The 15,650-nt window shown below is 58.7% G+C and carries 13 protein-coding genes; 4 read left to right on the top strand and 9 right to left on the bottom strand.

All coding sequences use genetic code 11. The features are described from left to right. Window positions 1-53 precede the first annotated feature (53 nt). From purH to ALQ04_RS01910, 4 genes are all read left to right on the top strand, one after another. A complete protein-coding gene (purH, locus tag ALQ04_RS01925; protein ID WP_122314129.1) occupies window positions 54-1,661 on the top strand; it encodes a bifunctional phosphoribosylaminoimidazolecarboxamide formyltransferase/IMP cyclohydrolase in 1,608 nt (535 codons plus the stop codon). 120 nt (window positions 1,662-1,781) lie between these two features. Beyond that, entirely contained in the window at window positions 1,782-3,077 is a 1,296-nt protein-coding gene (gene purD, locus ALQ04_RS01920) for a phosphoribosylamine--glycine ligase (protein WP_122314127.1), read from the top strand. A 91-nt stretch (window positions 3,078-3,168) separates the two neighbouring features. Beyond that, window positions 3,169-5,955: a hybrid sensor histidine kinase/response regulator gene (locus ALQ04_RS01915; RefSeq protein ID WP_122314125.1), complete on the top strand. Its 2,787-nt coding sequence runs from the start codon at window positions 3,169-3,171 to the stop codon at window positions 5,953-5,955. A gap of 71 nt (window positions 5,956-6,026) precedes the next feature. Then, window positions 6,027-6,623, top strand: coding sequence for a MarC family protein (locus ALQ04_RS01910; RefSeq protein ID WP_122314122.1), 597 nt, complete (start codon window positions 6,027-6,029; stop codon window positions 6,621-6,623). A 5-nt stretch (window positions 6,624-6,628) separates the two neighbouring features. On the opposite strand, the gene ALQ04_RS01905 is transcribed toward ALQ04_RS01910, so the two are convergent. The 9 genes from ALQ04_RS01905 to cobG form a co-directional block, all read right to left on the bottom strand. Then, the gene (locus ALQ04_RS01905) at window positions 6,629-7,327 is read right to left on the bottom strand and encodes a hypothetical protein (protein ID WP_147466549.1); all 699 of its coding nucleotides are present in this window, start codon (window positions 7,325-7,327) and stop codon (window positions 6,629-6,631) included. Between the two features lie 68 nt (window positions 7,328-7,395). Continuing rightward, complete coding sequence (locus ALQ04_RS01900; protein ID WP_147466548.1) at window positions 7,396-8,238, bottom strand: hypothetical protein; 843 nt, start codon at window positions 8,236-8,238, stop codon at window positions 7,396-7,398. 89 nt (window positions 8,239-8,327) lie between these two features. Continuing rightward, window positions 8,328-8,966: a hypothetical protein gene (locus tag ALQ04_RS01895; protein ID WP_147466547.1), complete on the bottom strand. Its 639-nt coding sequence runs from the start codon at window positions 8,964-8,966 to the stop codon at window positions 8,328-8,330. 147 nt (window positions 8,967-9,113) lie between these two features. Continuing rightward, complete coding sequence (locus tag ALQ04_RS01890; protein ID WP_122314114.1) at window positions 9,114-9,905, bottom strand: hypothetical protein; 792 nt, start codon at window positions 9,903-9,905, stop codon at window positions 9,114-9,116. 310 nt (window positions 9,906-10,215) lie between these two features. Beyond that, window positions 10,216-10,863 carry a hypothetical protein gene (locus ALQ04_RS01885; protein ID WP_122314112.1) on the bottom strand — a complete coding sequence of 216 codons (648 nt, stop codon included), beginning with the start codon at window positions 10,861-10,863 and terminating at the stop codon, window positions 10,216-10,218. 294 nt (window positions 10,864-11,157) lie between these two features. Further along, entirely contained in the window at window positions 11,158-12,861 is a 1,704-nt protein-coding gene (gene cobJ, locus ALQ04_RS01880) for a precorrin-3B C(17)-methyltransferase (protein WP_122314110.1), read from the bottom strand. After that, the gene (locus tag ALQ04_RS01875; RefSeq protein ID WP_409077231.1) at window positions 12,861-13,595 is read right to left on the bottom strand and encodes a precorrin-2 C(20)-methyltransferase; all 735 of its coding nucleotides are present in this window, start codon (window positions 13,593-13,595) and stop codon (window positions 12,861-12,863) included. Before ALQ04_RS01875 ends, cobJ begins: the two co-directional genes overlap by 1 nt. Next, window positions 13,592-14,218, bottom strand: a complete 627-nt coding sequence (locus ALQ04_RS01870) for a precorrin-8X methylmutase (protein ID WP_122314108.1) — start codon at window positions 14,216-14,218, stop codon at window positions 13,592-13,594. Before ALQ04_RS01870 ends, ALQ04_RS01875 begins: the two co-directional genes overlap by 4 nt. Next, entirely contained in the window at window positions 14,211-15,554 is a 1,344-nt protein-coding gene (gene cobG / locus ALQ04_RS01865; RefSeq protein WP_122314106.1) for a precorrin-3B synthase, read from the bottom strand. Before cobG ends, ALQ04_RS01870 begins: the two co-directional genes overlap by 8 nt. Window positions 15,555-15,650 lie beyond the last annotated feature (96 nt).

Genomic DNA, 15,650 nt, shown 5'->3' with positions numbered 1-15,650 from the left:
CTGAAAGCGGTCGCCTTTTTTGCTGACTTCCTTTGCTTTTGATGGAAATTGAAATGACCGACCAGACTACCCGCCTGCCGATCCGCCGCGCTTTGATCAGCGTTTCCGACAAGACAGGAATCCTCGAATTCGCACGCGAGCTTGAAGCGCTGGGCGTAGAGATTCTTTCTACTGGCGGTACTTTCAAGCTGCTGCAGGACAATGGTGTCGCAGCCGTGGAAGTGGCCGATTACACCGGTTTCGCAGAAATGATGGATGGTCGGGTCAAGACGCTGCACCCGAAAATCCACGGCGGCATCCTGGGTCGTCGCGGCATCGACGATGCAATCATGAACGAACACGGTATCAAGCCGATCGATCTGGTCGCGGTCAACCTCTACCCGTTCGAGGCCACGGTTTCCAAGCCGGGCTGCGACCTGCCGACCGCCATCGAGAACATCGATATCGGCGGTCCGACCATGGTTCGCTCCGCAGCCAAGAACCATAAAGACGTCGCCATCGTGGTCAACGCCAGCGATTACGCGCAGGTGCTGGAAAACCTCAAGGCCGGCGGCCTGACCTACGCACAGCGTTTCGACCTGATGCTCAAGGCATTCGAGCACACTGCCGCCTACGACGGCATGATCGCCAACTACCTGGGCAGCGTCGACCAGAGCGCAGAAACCCTCAGCACCGAAGGCCGCAGCCAGTTCCCGCGCACCTTCAATACCCAGTTCGTCAAGGCTCAGGAAATGCGCTACGGCGAGAACCCGCACCAGAGCGCGGCGTTTTACGTTGAAGCCAAGCCTGCCGAAATCGGCATCGCGACGGCTACCCAGTTGCAGGGCAAGGAACTGTCGTTCAACAACGTGGCCGATACCGATGCCGCGCTGGAATGCGTCAAGAGCTTCGTCAAGCCGGCCTGTGTGATCGTCAAGCACGCCAACCCGTGCGGCGTTTCGGTATGCCCGGACGAGGAAGGCGGCATTCGCCAGGCCTACGAACTGGCCTACGCCACCGATACCGAATCGGCTTTCGGCGGCATCATTGCCTTCAACCGTGAGCTGGACGCAGAAACCGCCAGGGCCATCGTCGAGCGTCAGTTCGTCGAAGTCATCATTGCGCCAAGCGTCAGCGCCGAGGCTCAGGCCATCGTCGCCACCAAGACCAATGTCCGCCTGCTGACCACCGGCCAGTGGGCCGCAGAACGCGGCGCTGCCTGGGATTACAAGCGCGTCAACGGCGGTCTGCTGGTACAGAGCCGCGATATCGGCATGATCACCTCGGCCGACCTCAAGATCGTGACCCAGCGCGCTCCGACCGAGCACGAAGTACACGACCTGATCTTCGCCTGGAAAGTCGCCAAGTACGTCAAGTCCAACGCCATCGTCTACGCCAAGAATCGCCAGACCATCGGTGTCGGCGCAGGCCAGATGAGCCGTGTGAACTCCGCACGTATCGCCGCCATCAAGGCCGAGCACGCTGGTTTGCAGGTTCAGGGCGCGGTCATGGCTTCCGATGCATTCTTCCCGTTCCGCGACGGCATCGACAATGCTGCCAAGGCCGGTATCACTGCGGTGATCCAGCCGGGTGGCTCGATGCGCGACAGCGAAGTGATTGCAGCGGCGGATGAAGCCGGGATTGCCATGGTATTCACCGGCATGCGCCATTTCCGTCATTGATATATAAAAACGGCCGCACTGGCGCAGGCGTCTGCGCCAGTGCGGCCTCGTAATGCATGATCCGCAAAACATGGCCGTCATGCGCTACTCACAGAATTCGGCGTCATCGAGGTTTTTGAAATGAACGTATTAATCATCGGTAGCGGTGGACGTGAACACGCTCTGGCATGGAAAGTCGCTCAGGACCCACGTGTAGAGAAGGTTTTCGTGGCGCCGGGCAATGCCGGTACCGCCATTGAAGCCAAGTGCGAGAACGTCGCCATCGACGTGCTGGCCCTTGAGCAACTGGCAGACTTCGCTGAAAAGAACGTTTCGCTGACCATCGTCGGCCCTGAAGTGCCGCTGGTTGCAGGCGTCGTGGACCTGTTCCGCAGCCGTGGCCTGGACTGCTTCGGCCCGACTGCCGGTGCTGCTCAGCTCGAAGGCTCCAAGGCGTTCACCAAGGACTTCCTGGCTCGCCACAAGATTCCGACCGCCGATTACCAGAACTTCACCGAGATTGAGCCAGCCCTGGCTTACCTGCGTGAAAAAGGCGCGCCTATCGTCATCAAGGCCGACGGCCTGGCAGCGGGTAAAGGCGTGATCGTCGCCATGACTCTGGCAGAAGCCGAAGAAGCCGTGCGCGACATGCTGGCGGGCAATGCGTTTGGCGAAGCCGGTTCGCGAGTCGTGATCGAGGAGTTCCTCGATGGCGAAGAAGCCAGCTTCATCGTGATGGTCGACGGCAAGAATGTCCTGCCGATGGCTACCAGCCAGGACCACAAACGTGTCGGCGACGGCGACAGTGGCCCGAACACTGGCGGCATGGGTGCCTACTCCCCGGCTCCGGTGGTCACCGCCGAAGTTCACCAGCGCGTCATGGACCTGGTCATCTGGCCGACTGTTCGCGGCATGGCCGAAGAAGGCAACGTCTATACCGGTTTCCTCTATGCTGGTCTGATGATCGACAAGGCAGGCAACCCGAAAGTCATCGAGTTCAACTGCCGTTTTGGCGACCCGGAAACCCAGCCTGTGATGCTGCGCCTGCAATCGAGCCTGGTGCTGCTGATCGAGGCCGCGCTGGCACAGGCACTGGACAAGGTCGAAGCACAGTGGGACCCTCGTCCGAGCCTGGGTATCGTTCTGGCTGCCGGTGGCTACCCTGGCGATTACGCCAAGGGTGCCGCGATTGAAGGCCTGGACGCTGCCGCGCAACTGCCGGGCAAGGTATTCCATGCCGGCACTGCCCTGAAAGATGAGCGTGTCGTTACCAGCGGTGGTCGCGTATTGTGTGCAACCGCACTCGGCGACAGCGTTGGTAATGCGCAGGAAAACGCCTACGCCCTGGCCGTGAAGATTGATTGGGAAGGTTGTTTCTACCGCAAGGACATTGGCTATCGCGCCATTGCCCGCGAGCGTGGCGAAAGCCAGGAATAAGCCTATCGAACCAGCCCCTGGCCAAGGGGCTGGTCGGTTGCTCCGGCGCTGCGCAGAGTTATCAGGCATTCACTCAGGAAGGGATCTCACCGTGCGCTGGCTCAGGATTGCCATGGTTTCAACAGCAGGATTACTGTCCTTGCTCTTCATGCTCTCGGCCAATGCCGAGCATGGCGCAGGATGGTCGACCCTGCTCGACGAACAGGCGAGCCTGCAACTGGAAGATATCCGCTCGGCCCGCTATCAGAACCAGTTCAGCCCCATCGATCTGGAGCGGGTCACGGCTGCCGAACGCACGAGCGCCCTGTGGCTTCACTACCGGCTGCCGCCCACCCGACACGAACAACTGATACGCATCTTCGCGCCGGATCTGGCCAGCGGCGACCTGTACATCATGGAAGGCGACAAGCTCGTCGATCATCTGCGCACCGGCAACGATGTGCCCATGCAGGATCAACGCCTGCCCTCCAATGATTTCCTGCTACCCGTTTCGCAAAGCGATGTTCCTCTGGACTTGTACCTGCGACTCGTCTCGACCCAGAAGCTGCGCCCCAGCATCACCCTGCAACCGGCGATCGCCAGCGCAGCGGATGAGCGAGAACCTTTTCTGTTCGGCCTGCTTTTCGGCGCGCTGATCATGCTGGTTACCCAGAACCTGACGCGCTACTGGCATACCAAGTCGCGCAGCAACCTGTGGCTGGCGGCCTGTGAAACCCTGCTCGCCCTGAGTGCGCTGTTGCTGCTCAACCTGCTCGATCTGGCCAGGACCTGGCATATCGCGCAGACACCGGGCGCTCACCTGGCCTTGTTGTTCGCCGCCATTGCCGGGCTGTTCTATACCTATTTCTTCTTCGTACACCGGGGTGTCAAGGCGCTCGACCGACTGATGCAGATCGATGCCGTGCTGATGGGCATCGGCGCACTGCTGGTGCTGGTATTCGATGACCTGCCCATCAACGTCATGACATTCCTGCTGGTTTCCCTGACCACGCTGAGCATCCTGACGGTATCGGTCTGGCACTGGCAGAAGGGCTACCGCCCTGCCCGCCTGTTCGTGATTTCGATGATCCTCTTCAACCTCGGCTATCTGGTGATCGTGCCCGGCCTGCTATGGCTGAGCCTGATCCCGCCGCAGTGGCTGATTCTCGCCTTGCTGGGTGTGTTCTGTATCTGTGGCCTGCTGATGGGCATTGCCCTGAACGAACGCTCGCGCAGCATTACCGAGGACAAGTTCAGCCTCAGCCGCGATCAGGCAGCCAGCACTGCGGAAATCAATGCCAAGGCCGAATTCCTGGCCAAGATCAGTCACGAAATCCGCACGCCCATGAACGGGGTGCTGGGCATGACCGAACTGCTGCTGGACACGCCACTGTCGGTCAAGCAACGCGACTATGTGGAGACCATCCACAGCGCAGGCAACGAGCTGCTGACCCTGATCAACGAGATTCTCGACATCACCAAGCTCGAATCGGGGCAGATCGAACTCGACGATGTGCAATTCGATATCAGCGCGCTGGTCGAAGACTGCCTGAATATCTTCCGTGCCAAGGCCGAACAGCAGAATGTCGAGCTGATCAGCCTGATCCAGCCACAGGTTCCGCGCGTCATCAGTGGCGACCCGACACGCCTGCGCCAGACGCTCATGAGCCTGATGGAAAACGCCCTCAAGAAAACCGAGGAAGGCGAAATCCTGCTGGCCGTGGCGCTGGAATCCAGGCCTGGAAAACATCGCGTACGCATCTCGGTACAGGACAGCGGCACACCGTTGTCTGCCGAAGAGCGCGACGCCTTGATGCACACCGAACTGCACAGCAAGCACTTCCTGACCAGCAACAAGCTGGGCGGCCACCTGGGACTGGTCATCGCACGCCGGCTGACGGCGCTGATGGATGGCGAGTTCGGTATCCAGAACGGCACCAGCCAGGGCACCACGCTCTGGCTGAGCCTGCCACTGGACTCCAAGCTGCTGGAGCAGCCGACCACCGATCTGGACGGCCCGCTCAAGGATGCCCGCGTGCTGGTCGTCGATGACAACGATACGTGCCGCAAGGTGCTGGTGCAGCAATGCAGCGCATGGGGCCTGAACGTCAGTGCCGTGCCGTCCGGCAAGGAAGCACTGGCGCTGCTGCGTACCAAGGCGCATCTGCGTGACTATTTCGATGTGGTGCTGCTCGACCAGAACATGCCCGGCATGAGCGGCATGCAACTGGCCGCCAAGATCAAGGAAGACCCGAGCCTCAACCACGACATTCTGCTGATCATGCTCACCGGCATCAGCAATGCGCCAAGCAAGATCATCGCCCGCAATGCCGGCATCAAGCGCATCCTGGCCAAACCGGTAGCCGGTTACACGCTCAAGACTACCCTGGCGGACGAACTGACCCAGTTGAACAAGGGCGTCGTCCCGTTGGCAGCACAGCCAGCCTTGAACTCTCCGGTCAGCGTGCCGGGCGATTTCCGCATCCTGGTGGCCGAAGACAACAGCATTTCGACCAAGGTCATTCGCGGCATGCTCGGCAAGCTCAACCTGAACCCCGATACCGCCAGCAACGGCGAAGAAGCCCTGCGCGCCATGAAAGCCCAGCGCTATGATCTGGTCCTGATGGATTGCGAAATGCCGATCCTCGATGGCTTCTCGGCGACCGAACAACTGCGCGCCTGGGAAGTGGGCAACCAGCGTGTGCGGACCCCGGTAGTAGCCCTGACCGCGCACATCCTCACCGAACACAAGGATCGTGCCCGCCAGGCAGGCATGGACGGACATATGGCCAAGCCAATCGAACTGTCGCAATTGCGGGAATTGATCGAATACTGGGTGGCAAAGCGCGAGGAAACACGCAGCCTGACCTCGAACGGCAGCCTCTACCAGCAGAACTGACGATCAGGAACACGTACGCCTTGCCTGATAGACTTGCCTGCCCCTCCAATTTGCTGCCGTGAGCCAACACCATGCTCCATGTGCTGTTCAGCGTTTATCTGAAGATGCTGGTGCTGTATAGCCCGTTCTTCGTGCTTTCCTGCTTCATCACTCTGACCCGCGGCCATTCGCGCAAGGAGCAACGGCGCCTGGCCTGGAAAGTCGCCCTCGCGACTCTGGTTTCCAGCGTGCTGCTCTATCTGTTCGGGCGGGTGATCTTCGATGTCTTCGGCATCACGGTGGATGCCTTCAGGATTGGCGCAGGCAGCGTCCTGTTCATTTCAGCACTGGGCATGGCGCAAGGTAAATCGGCGATCCAGACCGATAACATCCAGCAGGATGTCACGATTGTCCCGTTGACCATACCGATCACGGTAGGCCCGGGCACCATCGGTGCGCTGCTGGTCATGGGCGTCAGCCAGCCTCACTGGGATGACAAGCTGACCGCCATACTCGGCATAGCCCTGGCCAGTTTCAGTGTCGGAGTCGTTCTGTACCTGTCCAACCGGATCGAACGAATCCTCGGTGACCAGGGCCTGCAGATTGTCAGCCGCCTGATGGGGTTGTTCGTGTGTGCCCTGGCAGCGCAGATCATTTTTACCGGTATCAGAGGCTATCTGGTGCCCTGACTTGATCAGGCATCACAACAGACCGGAAGCTTCAGGCCGCTCTCCTTGCCCGCCAGAAAATCCCGCACCCTGGAGCGCAGTACAAGGTATTGCGCCGGGCTCCATTGATGCTGTTGAAAGCGCATTTCGACAGGTCCCATCATGCTCGCACCTGCAAACGGCTGATGAAAAATGTCGTGCGACAACTCATCTGTAGTCTTGAAGGTCAGGAACAGCGAAGCAGGATCGGCCTTTTGCACCGCAAGCACAGTGAGCTGAAGCGCAATCGTGTGAACAGGGGCCGGCACGGATGGCTCATTCACGCCGTCAGGCGACAGCGCCAGTACCGATTTGCGAAACAGAAGTTGCTCCTTGCCGGTTTCCGGCAGACCAGCCATACAGGCCATCACGCTGGTGACGTTATCGGCCTGTGCACTGGGGATACGATCCAGAAGAGCCTGCTTCACCAACTCAGCAATGCTGTAGGTCGAGGTTGCCATGGGAGGGAACGTGTCGCGTCGAAAGTCCGAGCCATGCCACTTGAGCATTCGCAGCGCCTTGTCATGCTCGGCAAACCATCGCTCAGGGGCAGCAAACCGACTGGCTTGTTCATCGGCAACCAGTTGGGCAAAAAGCAGGCAGTCGAGCAAATCTTCAAACGTGGCAGGAGCTGGCTGGCTAAAGCCGCACACAAGGTTGCCGGCCACCAGAGTGGCCTTTTTCATGCAATCCATCACATTTACCTGAATCAGGATAAAGACAGAGGGCTGCCCTGGGGCAGCCCTCCCGAGTGTTACTTCTTCAATCCCTCGAAGAAGTCATCTGCCTTACCGTTGAGGTAATCAAGAATTCGCTGCTTGTTACGTTCATAGCTGTAACTGCTGAACGAGACGCCTTTGGCCAGTCGCCTGATATTCAGGTTGGAAACCGACCACTTCCAAAACAATACACCGCCCGAGGAGCTTGAATATTCACAGTGCATGGATAGCAGGTAAGTCACTGGAATTCCGGAACTCGATTCAACACACGGCATGACCCTGAATCTTGCAAGCGTGCCTTTCTTGCTGTTGCCTTCAAAAAGCTTCATGAGTGAATCATTCTTGCCCAACTTGCCGAGCAGTTCGCCCATGAGCGCTATGACTGTCGCAGCATTGGGGCCCGCTACAGAAGCAAGCAACTCCAGAACCACCGCTTCCATGGTCAGCGATTTGTCGTTGGTCGAGTAGGAACCATACTCATGACCGCCCGTGGTCTGCCAGCCTGCATAAAACATCGCTTCGGTATATTTTTTCAGCCATTCGATAGGGTCGGTATCGATATCGGCCTTGCTGCTGGCCACCGCCTCGGCAAACTCGATACCGAGCATGACGGCTTCACGATTCTTTTCGCTCACGCCATCGGCAAAGGCAATGATCGAAGGCGAGTCCTTGCCAACCTTGCCAATATCGTCTTCCTTCTTTTCATCGTTGAGTCCCGAAAGCAACATAGGCCGAGGCTTGCAACGCTCAGGGTCGACGGGCGGCAGACTGTTGAAATAGGCATCGCATTCTTCAACGGTAGGTATTACCTGATTTTCTATATTTTCCATTACTGCATTCCTTGCATTTTTATTATTGATTATGGCGCTCTTGGCCATTCGTGAATTCAGCTACAACGTTTACATTTACAACACTTGCAACTCTGCTTGTTGCCACGACGTGTACCGTTACATGTCCTGAGGACATATCAGTTACGTGCACACGTTTGTGGCATATCCCCAAGATCGACAATCAATTGGTCGCGTCGGGTCCCAAGCTTGCTGACCAGATCCTTTCTGAAATACCCGAAGGCATGTTCATCCAGCTCGGCCGAAACGATTGCGATATCAAGATCTTTCACCCTGTCCCATTGGGCGAATAGCTGCGAAAGCGGCATTTCACCTGCAGGCGGGATGCTTTTGAACGAAATAACGATCAGGCTGATAACCGGCTCCACATCGATAAAGCCGAGTTGCAGGGTTATCGCACATTCCTGCTTGCCCTTATTGTCAGGGCCGGCAGGCAGATCGACCGGCGGACAGTGAGTTGTCTGCTCCATCAAGAGAGTTCTGGCGGCTGAATCTCCAGTGCCATCCACACATTGCTTCAGCGTGGACTCTGCGCGTTCGATGAGCGCCAGGGGCACACGCATGGCCAGCTTCTCCCTGACGTAGTCCCAGAGCGAGCCTTTGTCTATCAGAGGCGCATCCTGCACCTCGCGGTATACGATATTGCAGCGCAACCGGGTCAACGCATTGAGATAGGTCTGGCGCCACTCGACCGGCTCGACGAATTTTCCATGCCTGGCCGAAGCGGCCAATTGGCAATACAGGCTGCAATCCAGCACATCCCTCTTGAATGAAGGCGATACTTCACCGGAAAAAAAGAACAGGCTGCCCGCATTGATATAACTCTGCTGCATTCCTTTGCACATATGGCTCACTCACTGCACTCGTCAAAAAATCCACAGGCGAAACTGCGACCCGGTGTTCGGTCAAATATCGAACTCGGCCAGTGCATCCCGGGCATTTTCCGCCAGCTTCGCCTCGACGGCCTCCCTTACCCGCTCGTAATGCTGAGCGTTGAGGACCAGATTGTTTTCGGCACGCTTGATACGCACAGAAGCATTGTTCCACTCCCAGAACAGCACATTGGTGATGTCCTGAGTGGTGACAAAATTCACTGCGCCCATCGCCATGACCACTTCACCGTCAGTCGACTCGGCTGCCGAGGCGATAGCGAACTTGGCACTTTTATGGGTTTTGCTCTGGTTCTCGAACAGGCGCAGTGGCTTGTCGCTGGACTGCAAGGCCTTGATGGTGTCCTTGGCAACCTTGAGCAGCAGCACAGCAGTCGGTCCAGGCACAGCCATGGCAACGATGGCCGACTCCAGAATCTTCAGCGCCTCCTGCTCCATGGTGAAACGTGTATGGCTGCTGCGATAGTCGGTAAGCCCCTTGGCTTGAGAAAACCAGCCGCAGTAGCCCATTACCTTGATAAAGGTCTCGTACCACTGCACCGCATTTTCATTGCTGTCCTGATACTTCTTGCTGGCAGCCAGCGAAGCGAGCAGGACACTGTCCTTGAGAATCTGTTTGTTCTCTTTGGACATGCCGGCAACGATGGAGACAATCGTATCTCCGGCAACCAGTGCGCCAGGGTTTTTCTCATCAATGTCCATCTGCATCAGAGACTTGCTCTTTTTATCAGTATGTTCCTGATGGGCACAGTTACCCAGATCACAGTTGGCGATTTCAACTTTGCTTTTTTCTACCTCATCAAACATTTTCAAACTCCTTTTTATTTGGGGTTAATCCTTGGTGGACAATTCAAAGCTACCGCATGTTTTCGAGTTTCTCCATACCGCTTGGAGATCGCACATTGCAAAATGTAGGAACTCCCAAAGCCGATAGATAAAAAATAAATACATACCGCATATTTCACAAACACAAGAAAGGCAAAGGCAAAAATGAGACGTTATGCTTCAAACTGCTTAATCACCTTCAATCATTCAAGAGTCTGAATGACACTGAAACCATCCAAAAACCTCGATCATCAATAGATTTTTCCTACAGACCACGCTGTAAGTAAATTCTTCAGATGTTTATCTGACGGATATTGAAGTTGCCGACGGCCTTCAATCTGGTACGGATACGCTCCCTGTGCGAAGCGAAAACCTGGCTGTTGAATGCATAGACCCCTCCGCCCAGACGCACGATCATCTCGCGATTGATCCACGAGTCGCCGCCGCGACTGTCCGAAGTGGCTGTCGAACGGGCATGCACACCGCACAGCAGAATGTGTATTTGTCCCCCGACCTCTTCGCAAGGGACAACCTGAAAATTGCCAACCGTGCCCGTGCCCGCCCCGTACTGAAAGAAATACCGGGCATATTGGTTGAGCCGGACAGCCTTGAATGAACGACGGGCGAGCTCTACCAGATTCTCGACATGCACCGAGCCGGCAATCTCGAAACTGATGCTGTCCAGCTGTTCGGCACTGGTAATGAACATCGGCTCCTTGACGATCTGACTTGTCAATTTGCAACCGGAACTGACGAGAGAGCTGCGGTAATAGTTGAGCCAGCTGGTCCAGAACTCGCCAGGCCTGTAGCTCTGGCTGGCAAAGAAATCGGCATACATCAACAGGTCGGCGATATCCTCGCGACTTTGTGCGGAAACACCCGGAGAAAAGGAAACTATAGTATTCCCGACCAGCAAGGCATTAAAATCCTGATTCTTCATTGTCTACTTCCTTATAGAAACGAGAAATCAAACTAGCCAAACCGTGCTGGACCGACAATAGGGAAATTGACGGACAGGTGTAAATTACAAAAGAAGTAAACAAGTACCCGCACGAGCCAAAGATACTTCTTACTTTTTCTTCACGTACAAATACACGTCAACCCTGCAGGACCGGATTTATCCGGAAAGAGGCCTGTACACTCACAACATCTGTATTGCCGGAAAGACTGTCTTCGCGGATAAATCCGCTCCTGCACAAACAGCATTGTTTGATCTCGGAGCGGATGCGAAGGCTCAACTACCCAGTTTGACCGGATACCAGCGCGGCGTATACACCCATTGCTCACCGTTGGGGCGGGCAAAGGTACAGGTCGTCGAAGACCCGATCAGCACCATGGTGCGCATATCCACCTGTTCGGGCGTCAGCTCATCCAGGGTAATGATGCGCAGGGTCTGCCCCGGTCGACCGATGTCACGCCCCAGGGTGACCGGGGTTTCAGGCGTTCGATGGCGGCGCACGATATCCAGCGCCTTGCCCAGTTGCCAGGGGCGCGAACGCGAGATGGGATTGTAGAAGGCCAGCGCCAGGTCGGCCTGAGCCGCCAGGTCCAGGCGCTTTTCAATCACCTCCCAGGGCTTGAGGTTGTCCGACAGCGACATGACGCAGAAGTCGTGCCCCAACGGCGCTCCGGCCTGGGCAGCAGTTGCCAGGGATGCAGAAACACCCGGCAGGATTTCCAGCTCGACGGCATGCCACTCGGGATCGCTGGATTCATGCAACGCTTCCAGTACTGCTGCCGCCATGGCAAACACACCCGGATCACCGGACGATACCACCACCACCGCACGGCCCTGCACCGCCAGCTCGAAGGCATGGCGGGCGCGCAGCATTTCTTCGCGGTTGTCAGTGCAATGCAGCACCTGATCGGCCCGGAACGGCCCGGCCATGCGCACGTAGGTTTCGTAACCCAGTACATCGTTGGCGCGCGCCAGCTCGGCCTTGACCGCAGGCACCATCAACTCGGCAGCGCCCGGCCCGAGACCGATCACCGCCAGTCGTCCACGCCCGCGACCGATCTGCTGTACATCCAAAGGCTGCCGGGCAACGGCGATGGCCATGCCCTCACCGACGCTGATCGGCGGTAATAATTGCGGCACGGCATTGCGGGCCATCTCGCTGGCCGAAGCGCTTGTGACAAAACGTACCGGCACACCCAGTTCGGCGGCGGCTCGATGCACATGCGGATCGGCCATCTGCACATCCCCGGCCAAGAGGCAGGCCAGCGATTGCAGCGCGACTCTGGCTTCGTGCAAGGCTGCACGCACGCGATCAGCCAGTTCCGGGCCGGTTTCGCCGAGCGCAACCAGCACGCTGCGCGGATAAATCAGCAGTTCGTTCGCGGCAGGCTCGCGCTCGGCACAGCTCACATGGATCGCCAACTCGGCCTGCGGGTCCTCGGGCAACTGCGCCTGAGCCAGCCATGGCGCTGCGCCTTCGATGCGCACCGACTCGCCGGACAGCAAATCGGAAACAAAGCGTTTGCCCAGTTCCAGATCGCCCAGGGCATAGCCACTCGGCGGATTGAGCAGGCAGGTGCCGAAACGCAACTCGCCACTGGTCGTGATAGCCGGAGCAACGCCAAGACCGGCAGCGATTTCCCGCGCCATGACATTGACCCCGCCCAGCCCGCCGAGCAACGGCACGACCGCACTGCCATCCTCGGCAACCGCCAGTACCGCAGGCTCGGCACCTTTCTCCAGCAACAGCGGCGCCAGTGTGCGAATCACGATACCGGCGGCGCACAGGGCAATGATCGGCGTGTTCTGTTGATAAAGCTGGCGCAGGGTCGCGCCAAACTCGCTGTAAGTCTGGTCGGCGCCCTGCACCCGCTCGGCCAGGCCATGAATCAGCGCGTCGGGATAAAGCTGCTGAATGCGTCGTGCCGTCGCAAGGCTGCCGTTACCGAGGATAACGATGGCCGGAATGTTCTGAGCCATCAGCCTTGCCACCTTTCACCTGGAACGATGATCAGCGAGAAGTAAGGCGACGACATGGGATCGACCTGATCCAGCGGCACGATCTTCTGGTTGCTCATGGTTGCGCGCTCGACATACAGCGCCCGCTCGGCCATACCCAGCTCGGCCAGCACATCGCGAACCTTGGGGAAGTTGCGCCCCAGCTTCATGATGACCGCCGCATCTGCATCGGCCAGCTTGCGCTTGAGTTCTTCGTGGGACAGCACGCCGGACAGCACCGACAGGCTCTGATTGCGATACACCAGTGGTACGCCCAGTACCGACGCGCCGCCGAGCATCGAGCAAACGCCCGGAATTACCTGGGCTTCATAGCGCTCGGCCAGGCGATCATGAAGATACATGTAGGAACCATAGAAGAACGGGTCGCCCTCGCAGATCACCGCCACGTCGCGCCCGGCATCCAGATGGGCCGCAACGTCGAGGCTCGCCTCATCATAGAAGTCACTGATGACCTGCTCGTAGGACAGCGGTGCAGGCAACGCCTCGGTGGTCACCGGATACACCAGCGGCATCAGCGTCTGGGCTTCCTGCAAGTGACCTTCGATGATGCCGAAGGCATTGCCTTTCTTGCCCTTGGCTACGAAATAGGCCACCACCGGCGATTCGCGCAGCAGGCGCAGCGCCTTGACGGTAATCAGTTCCGGATCGCCGGGGCCGACGCCCAGGCCAATCAATCGACCACGAGCCTGCATCATTCGATCTCCGTCGCCAGCGCGTTGAGCGCAGCCACTGCCATGGCGCTGCCGCCACGCCGGCCTTGCATGATCACGAAAGGCACGCCACGGCTGTCAGCGGCGAGCATGGCCTTGGATTCGGCAGCGCCGACGAAGCCCACCGGGAAGCCGAGGATCAACGCCGGTTTCGGCGCGCCGGCATCGAGCATTTCCAGCAGATAGAACAGTGCCGTCGGCGCATTGCCGATCACCACCACGCTGCCCTCAAGATGCGGGCGCCAGTGCTCCAGCGCCACGGCAGAACGGGTATTGCCCAGTTCACGGGCCATTTCCGGTACGCCCTCGTCGTGCAGGGTGCAGATGATCTGATTGTTGGCCGGCAGCCGCGAACGAGTGATGCCTTCGGACACCATGCGCGCATCGCAGAGGATCGGCGCACCCGCCGCCAGGGCAGTGCGCCCGGCAGTTCCGGCACCCGGCGAGAAACGCAGGTCTTCGATGACCTCGACCATGCCGCAGGCGTGAATCACACGCACCGCGAGCTTTTCCAGATCGGCCGGGATCGTGTCCAGACGCGCCTCGGCGCGAATGATCGAGAAGGAGTTGCGATAAATCTCCTGACCATCGCGGATGTAATCAATCATGCAAAACGGCTCCGTGGTCGGCGGCCAACTGCTCGCCGACGGCTTCAATAGTGAGGTCACGCGCACGCAGCACACCAAAACCGGGGTGTGCTGCATCGCGAAAATAGAGGTCGTAATGACCGGGCGAAACCGCCAGCAAGGTCACCGGCGCAACATGCGCCGCTGCGCAGGAACGTGCGCAGCCAGTCAAATGTGCGGCTTCGCTGCGTGGTAATTGCTCAGCCAGCAGCAAGGCATCGGCCTTGGTATCGGCAAGCCCTTTGCCGCAACCTGCCGAACCGGTACAGGCAACCAGACGCGCCAGCGGCTGCGCGCTCGAACAGATCAGCCCCGCAGCCTGCAAGGCCGCCAGCACCGCCGCGGCCTGCTCGACGGGCACATTGGGCAGCAACAGGCTTTGCCATGGCGTCAGGCGCAGGCTGCCGTCGCCCTGATCACTGGCCAGGCGGGCGACGCTTTGCAGCATCGTGGCATCCAGCCGCCCAAGCGGCACCACACCACCCACCGATACCAGCCCTGGCTGCACCTGTGGATAAATGCCGATATGCAGACTGTCAGCGTTGGTCGGGCGTTGCCAATCGGTTATTTTCTGATCAGTGCGCAGCGAAACACTTAGCCGCGCAGACAGATGAGCCAGGATTTCTCCAGCCGACACTTCTGCCAGCAGATGGCGCATGCGGGTATGTTCCGGGCGCGCCAGGTCAAGAAACAGTTCCAGAACCGTGACCACCAGCTCATGCCCGTGCGCCAGCGGTACTGCGGCCAGCGGCCGGTCATGGGCCGGGCAACCCGCCAGCCCGAAGGCCAGCAGTACCTCGTCGTCCACGGTCAGCGCCGAAAGCCACAGATCATGCGGGTGTTCCAGCATGACCAGCGCTTCGCCGCCATCCAGCGACAGGGCAAACTTGGGCGACAGCTCATGAAAGCGCGAATGCGTCTCCAGAGACGCCAGAATCTGCGCCGCCAGCGGCCGGGTATCGAACAGCATCTGCGGATCCAGCCCGGCACTGGGGCTGAGCATCAGGTTGCGCACATCGTCGCTGTCGGGATTGGCCGGACCAAGGCCGGCAGCCATCAACGACTGGATCAGCCCGTCATGATCGGCACCAATGCCGCGAATCTGCAGGTTGGAACGATTGGTCGCCTCGATCACGCCCTGTGCATAAGTACTTGCAGCCTGCGCCACCGCCAACGCCCGGGCACTGCTGATCACGCCACCGGCCAGCTTGATCCGGCAGATTCCGCCGTCCAGCGCCGGGACGATACGCAACAACCCCGGACAGGCCGAGGGGCGAATGGTTATGGAGGACTTGCGAGCGTACTTCGGCTCGTTCAATGAATCACCCGATCTGGACTTTCTGGAACCCGGTTGCAGCTTCAATAGGCACATGTGCCTATCGGGCGCGGTATTATGCCTGCTTTGTCCGCCAGC

The sequence above is a fragment of the Pseudomonas cichorii genome, assembly GCF_003700275.1.
Lineage (GTDB): Bacteria > Pseudomonadota > Gammaproteobacteria > Pseudomonadales > Pseudomonadaceae > Aquipseudomonas > Aquipseudomonas cichorii_B.
Note: the sequence above shows the minus strand (reverse complement) of the source record. Positions and strands in the feature narration are given on the sequence as shown.

What these genes read in the sequence shown, in the direction of transcription:
- purH (WP_122314129.1), top strand. Translation starts at nt 54, where the DNA reads ATGACCGACCAGACTACCCGCCTGCCGATCCGCCGCGCTTTGATCAGC.
- purD (WP_122314127.1), top strand. Translation starts at nt 1,782, where the DNA reads ATGAACGTATTAATCATCGGTAGCGGTGGACGTGAACACGCTCTGGCA.
- ALQ04_RS01910 (WP_122314122.1), top strand. Translation starts at nt 6,027, where the DNA reads ATGCTCCATGTGCTGTTCAGCGTTTATCTGAAGATGCTGGTGCTGTAT.
- ALQ04_RS01905 (WP_147466549.1), bottom strand. Translation starts at nt 7,327, where the DNA reads ATGAAAAAGGCCACTCTGGTGGCCGGCAACCTTGTGTGCGGCTTTAGC.
- ALQ04_RS01900 (WP_147466548.1), bottom strand. Translation starts at nt 8,238, where the DNA reads ATGGCCAAGAGCGCCATAATCAATAATAAAAATGCAAGGAATGCAGTA.
- ALQ04_RS01890 (WP_122314114.1), bottom strand. Translation starts at nt 9,905, where the DNA reads ATGTTTGATGAGGTAGAAAAAAGCAAAGTTGAAATCGCCAACTGTGAT.
- ALQ04_RS01885 (WP_122314112.1), bottom strand. Translation starts at nt 10,863, where the DNA reads ATGAAGAATCAGGATTTTAATGCCTTGCTGGTCGGGAATACTATAGTT.
- cobJ (WP_122314110.1), bottom strand. Translation starts at nt 12,861, where the DNA reads ATGGCTCAGAACATTCCGGCCATCGTTATCCTCGGTAACGGCAGCCTT.
- ALQ04_RS01875 (WP_409077231.1), bottom strand. Translation starts at nt 13,595, where the DNA reads ATGATGCAGGCTCGTGGTCGATTGATTGGCCTGGGCGTCGGCCCCGGC.
- ALQ04_RS01870 (WP_122314108.1), bottom strand. Translation starts at nt 14,218, where the DNA reads ATGATTGATTACATCCGCGATGGTCAGGAGATTTATCGCAACTCCTTC.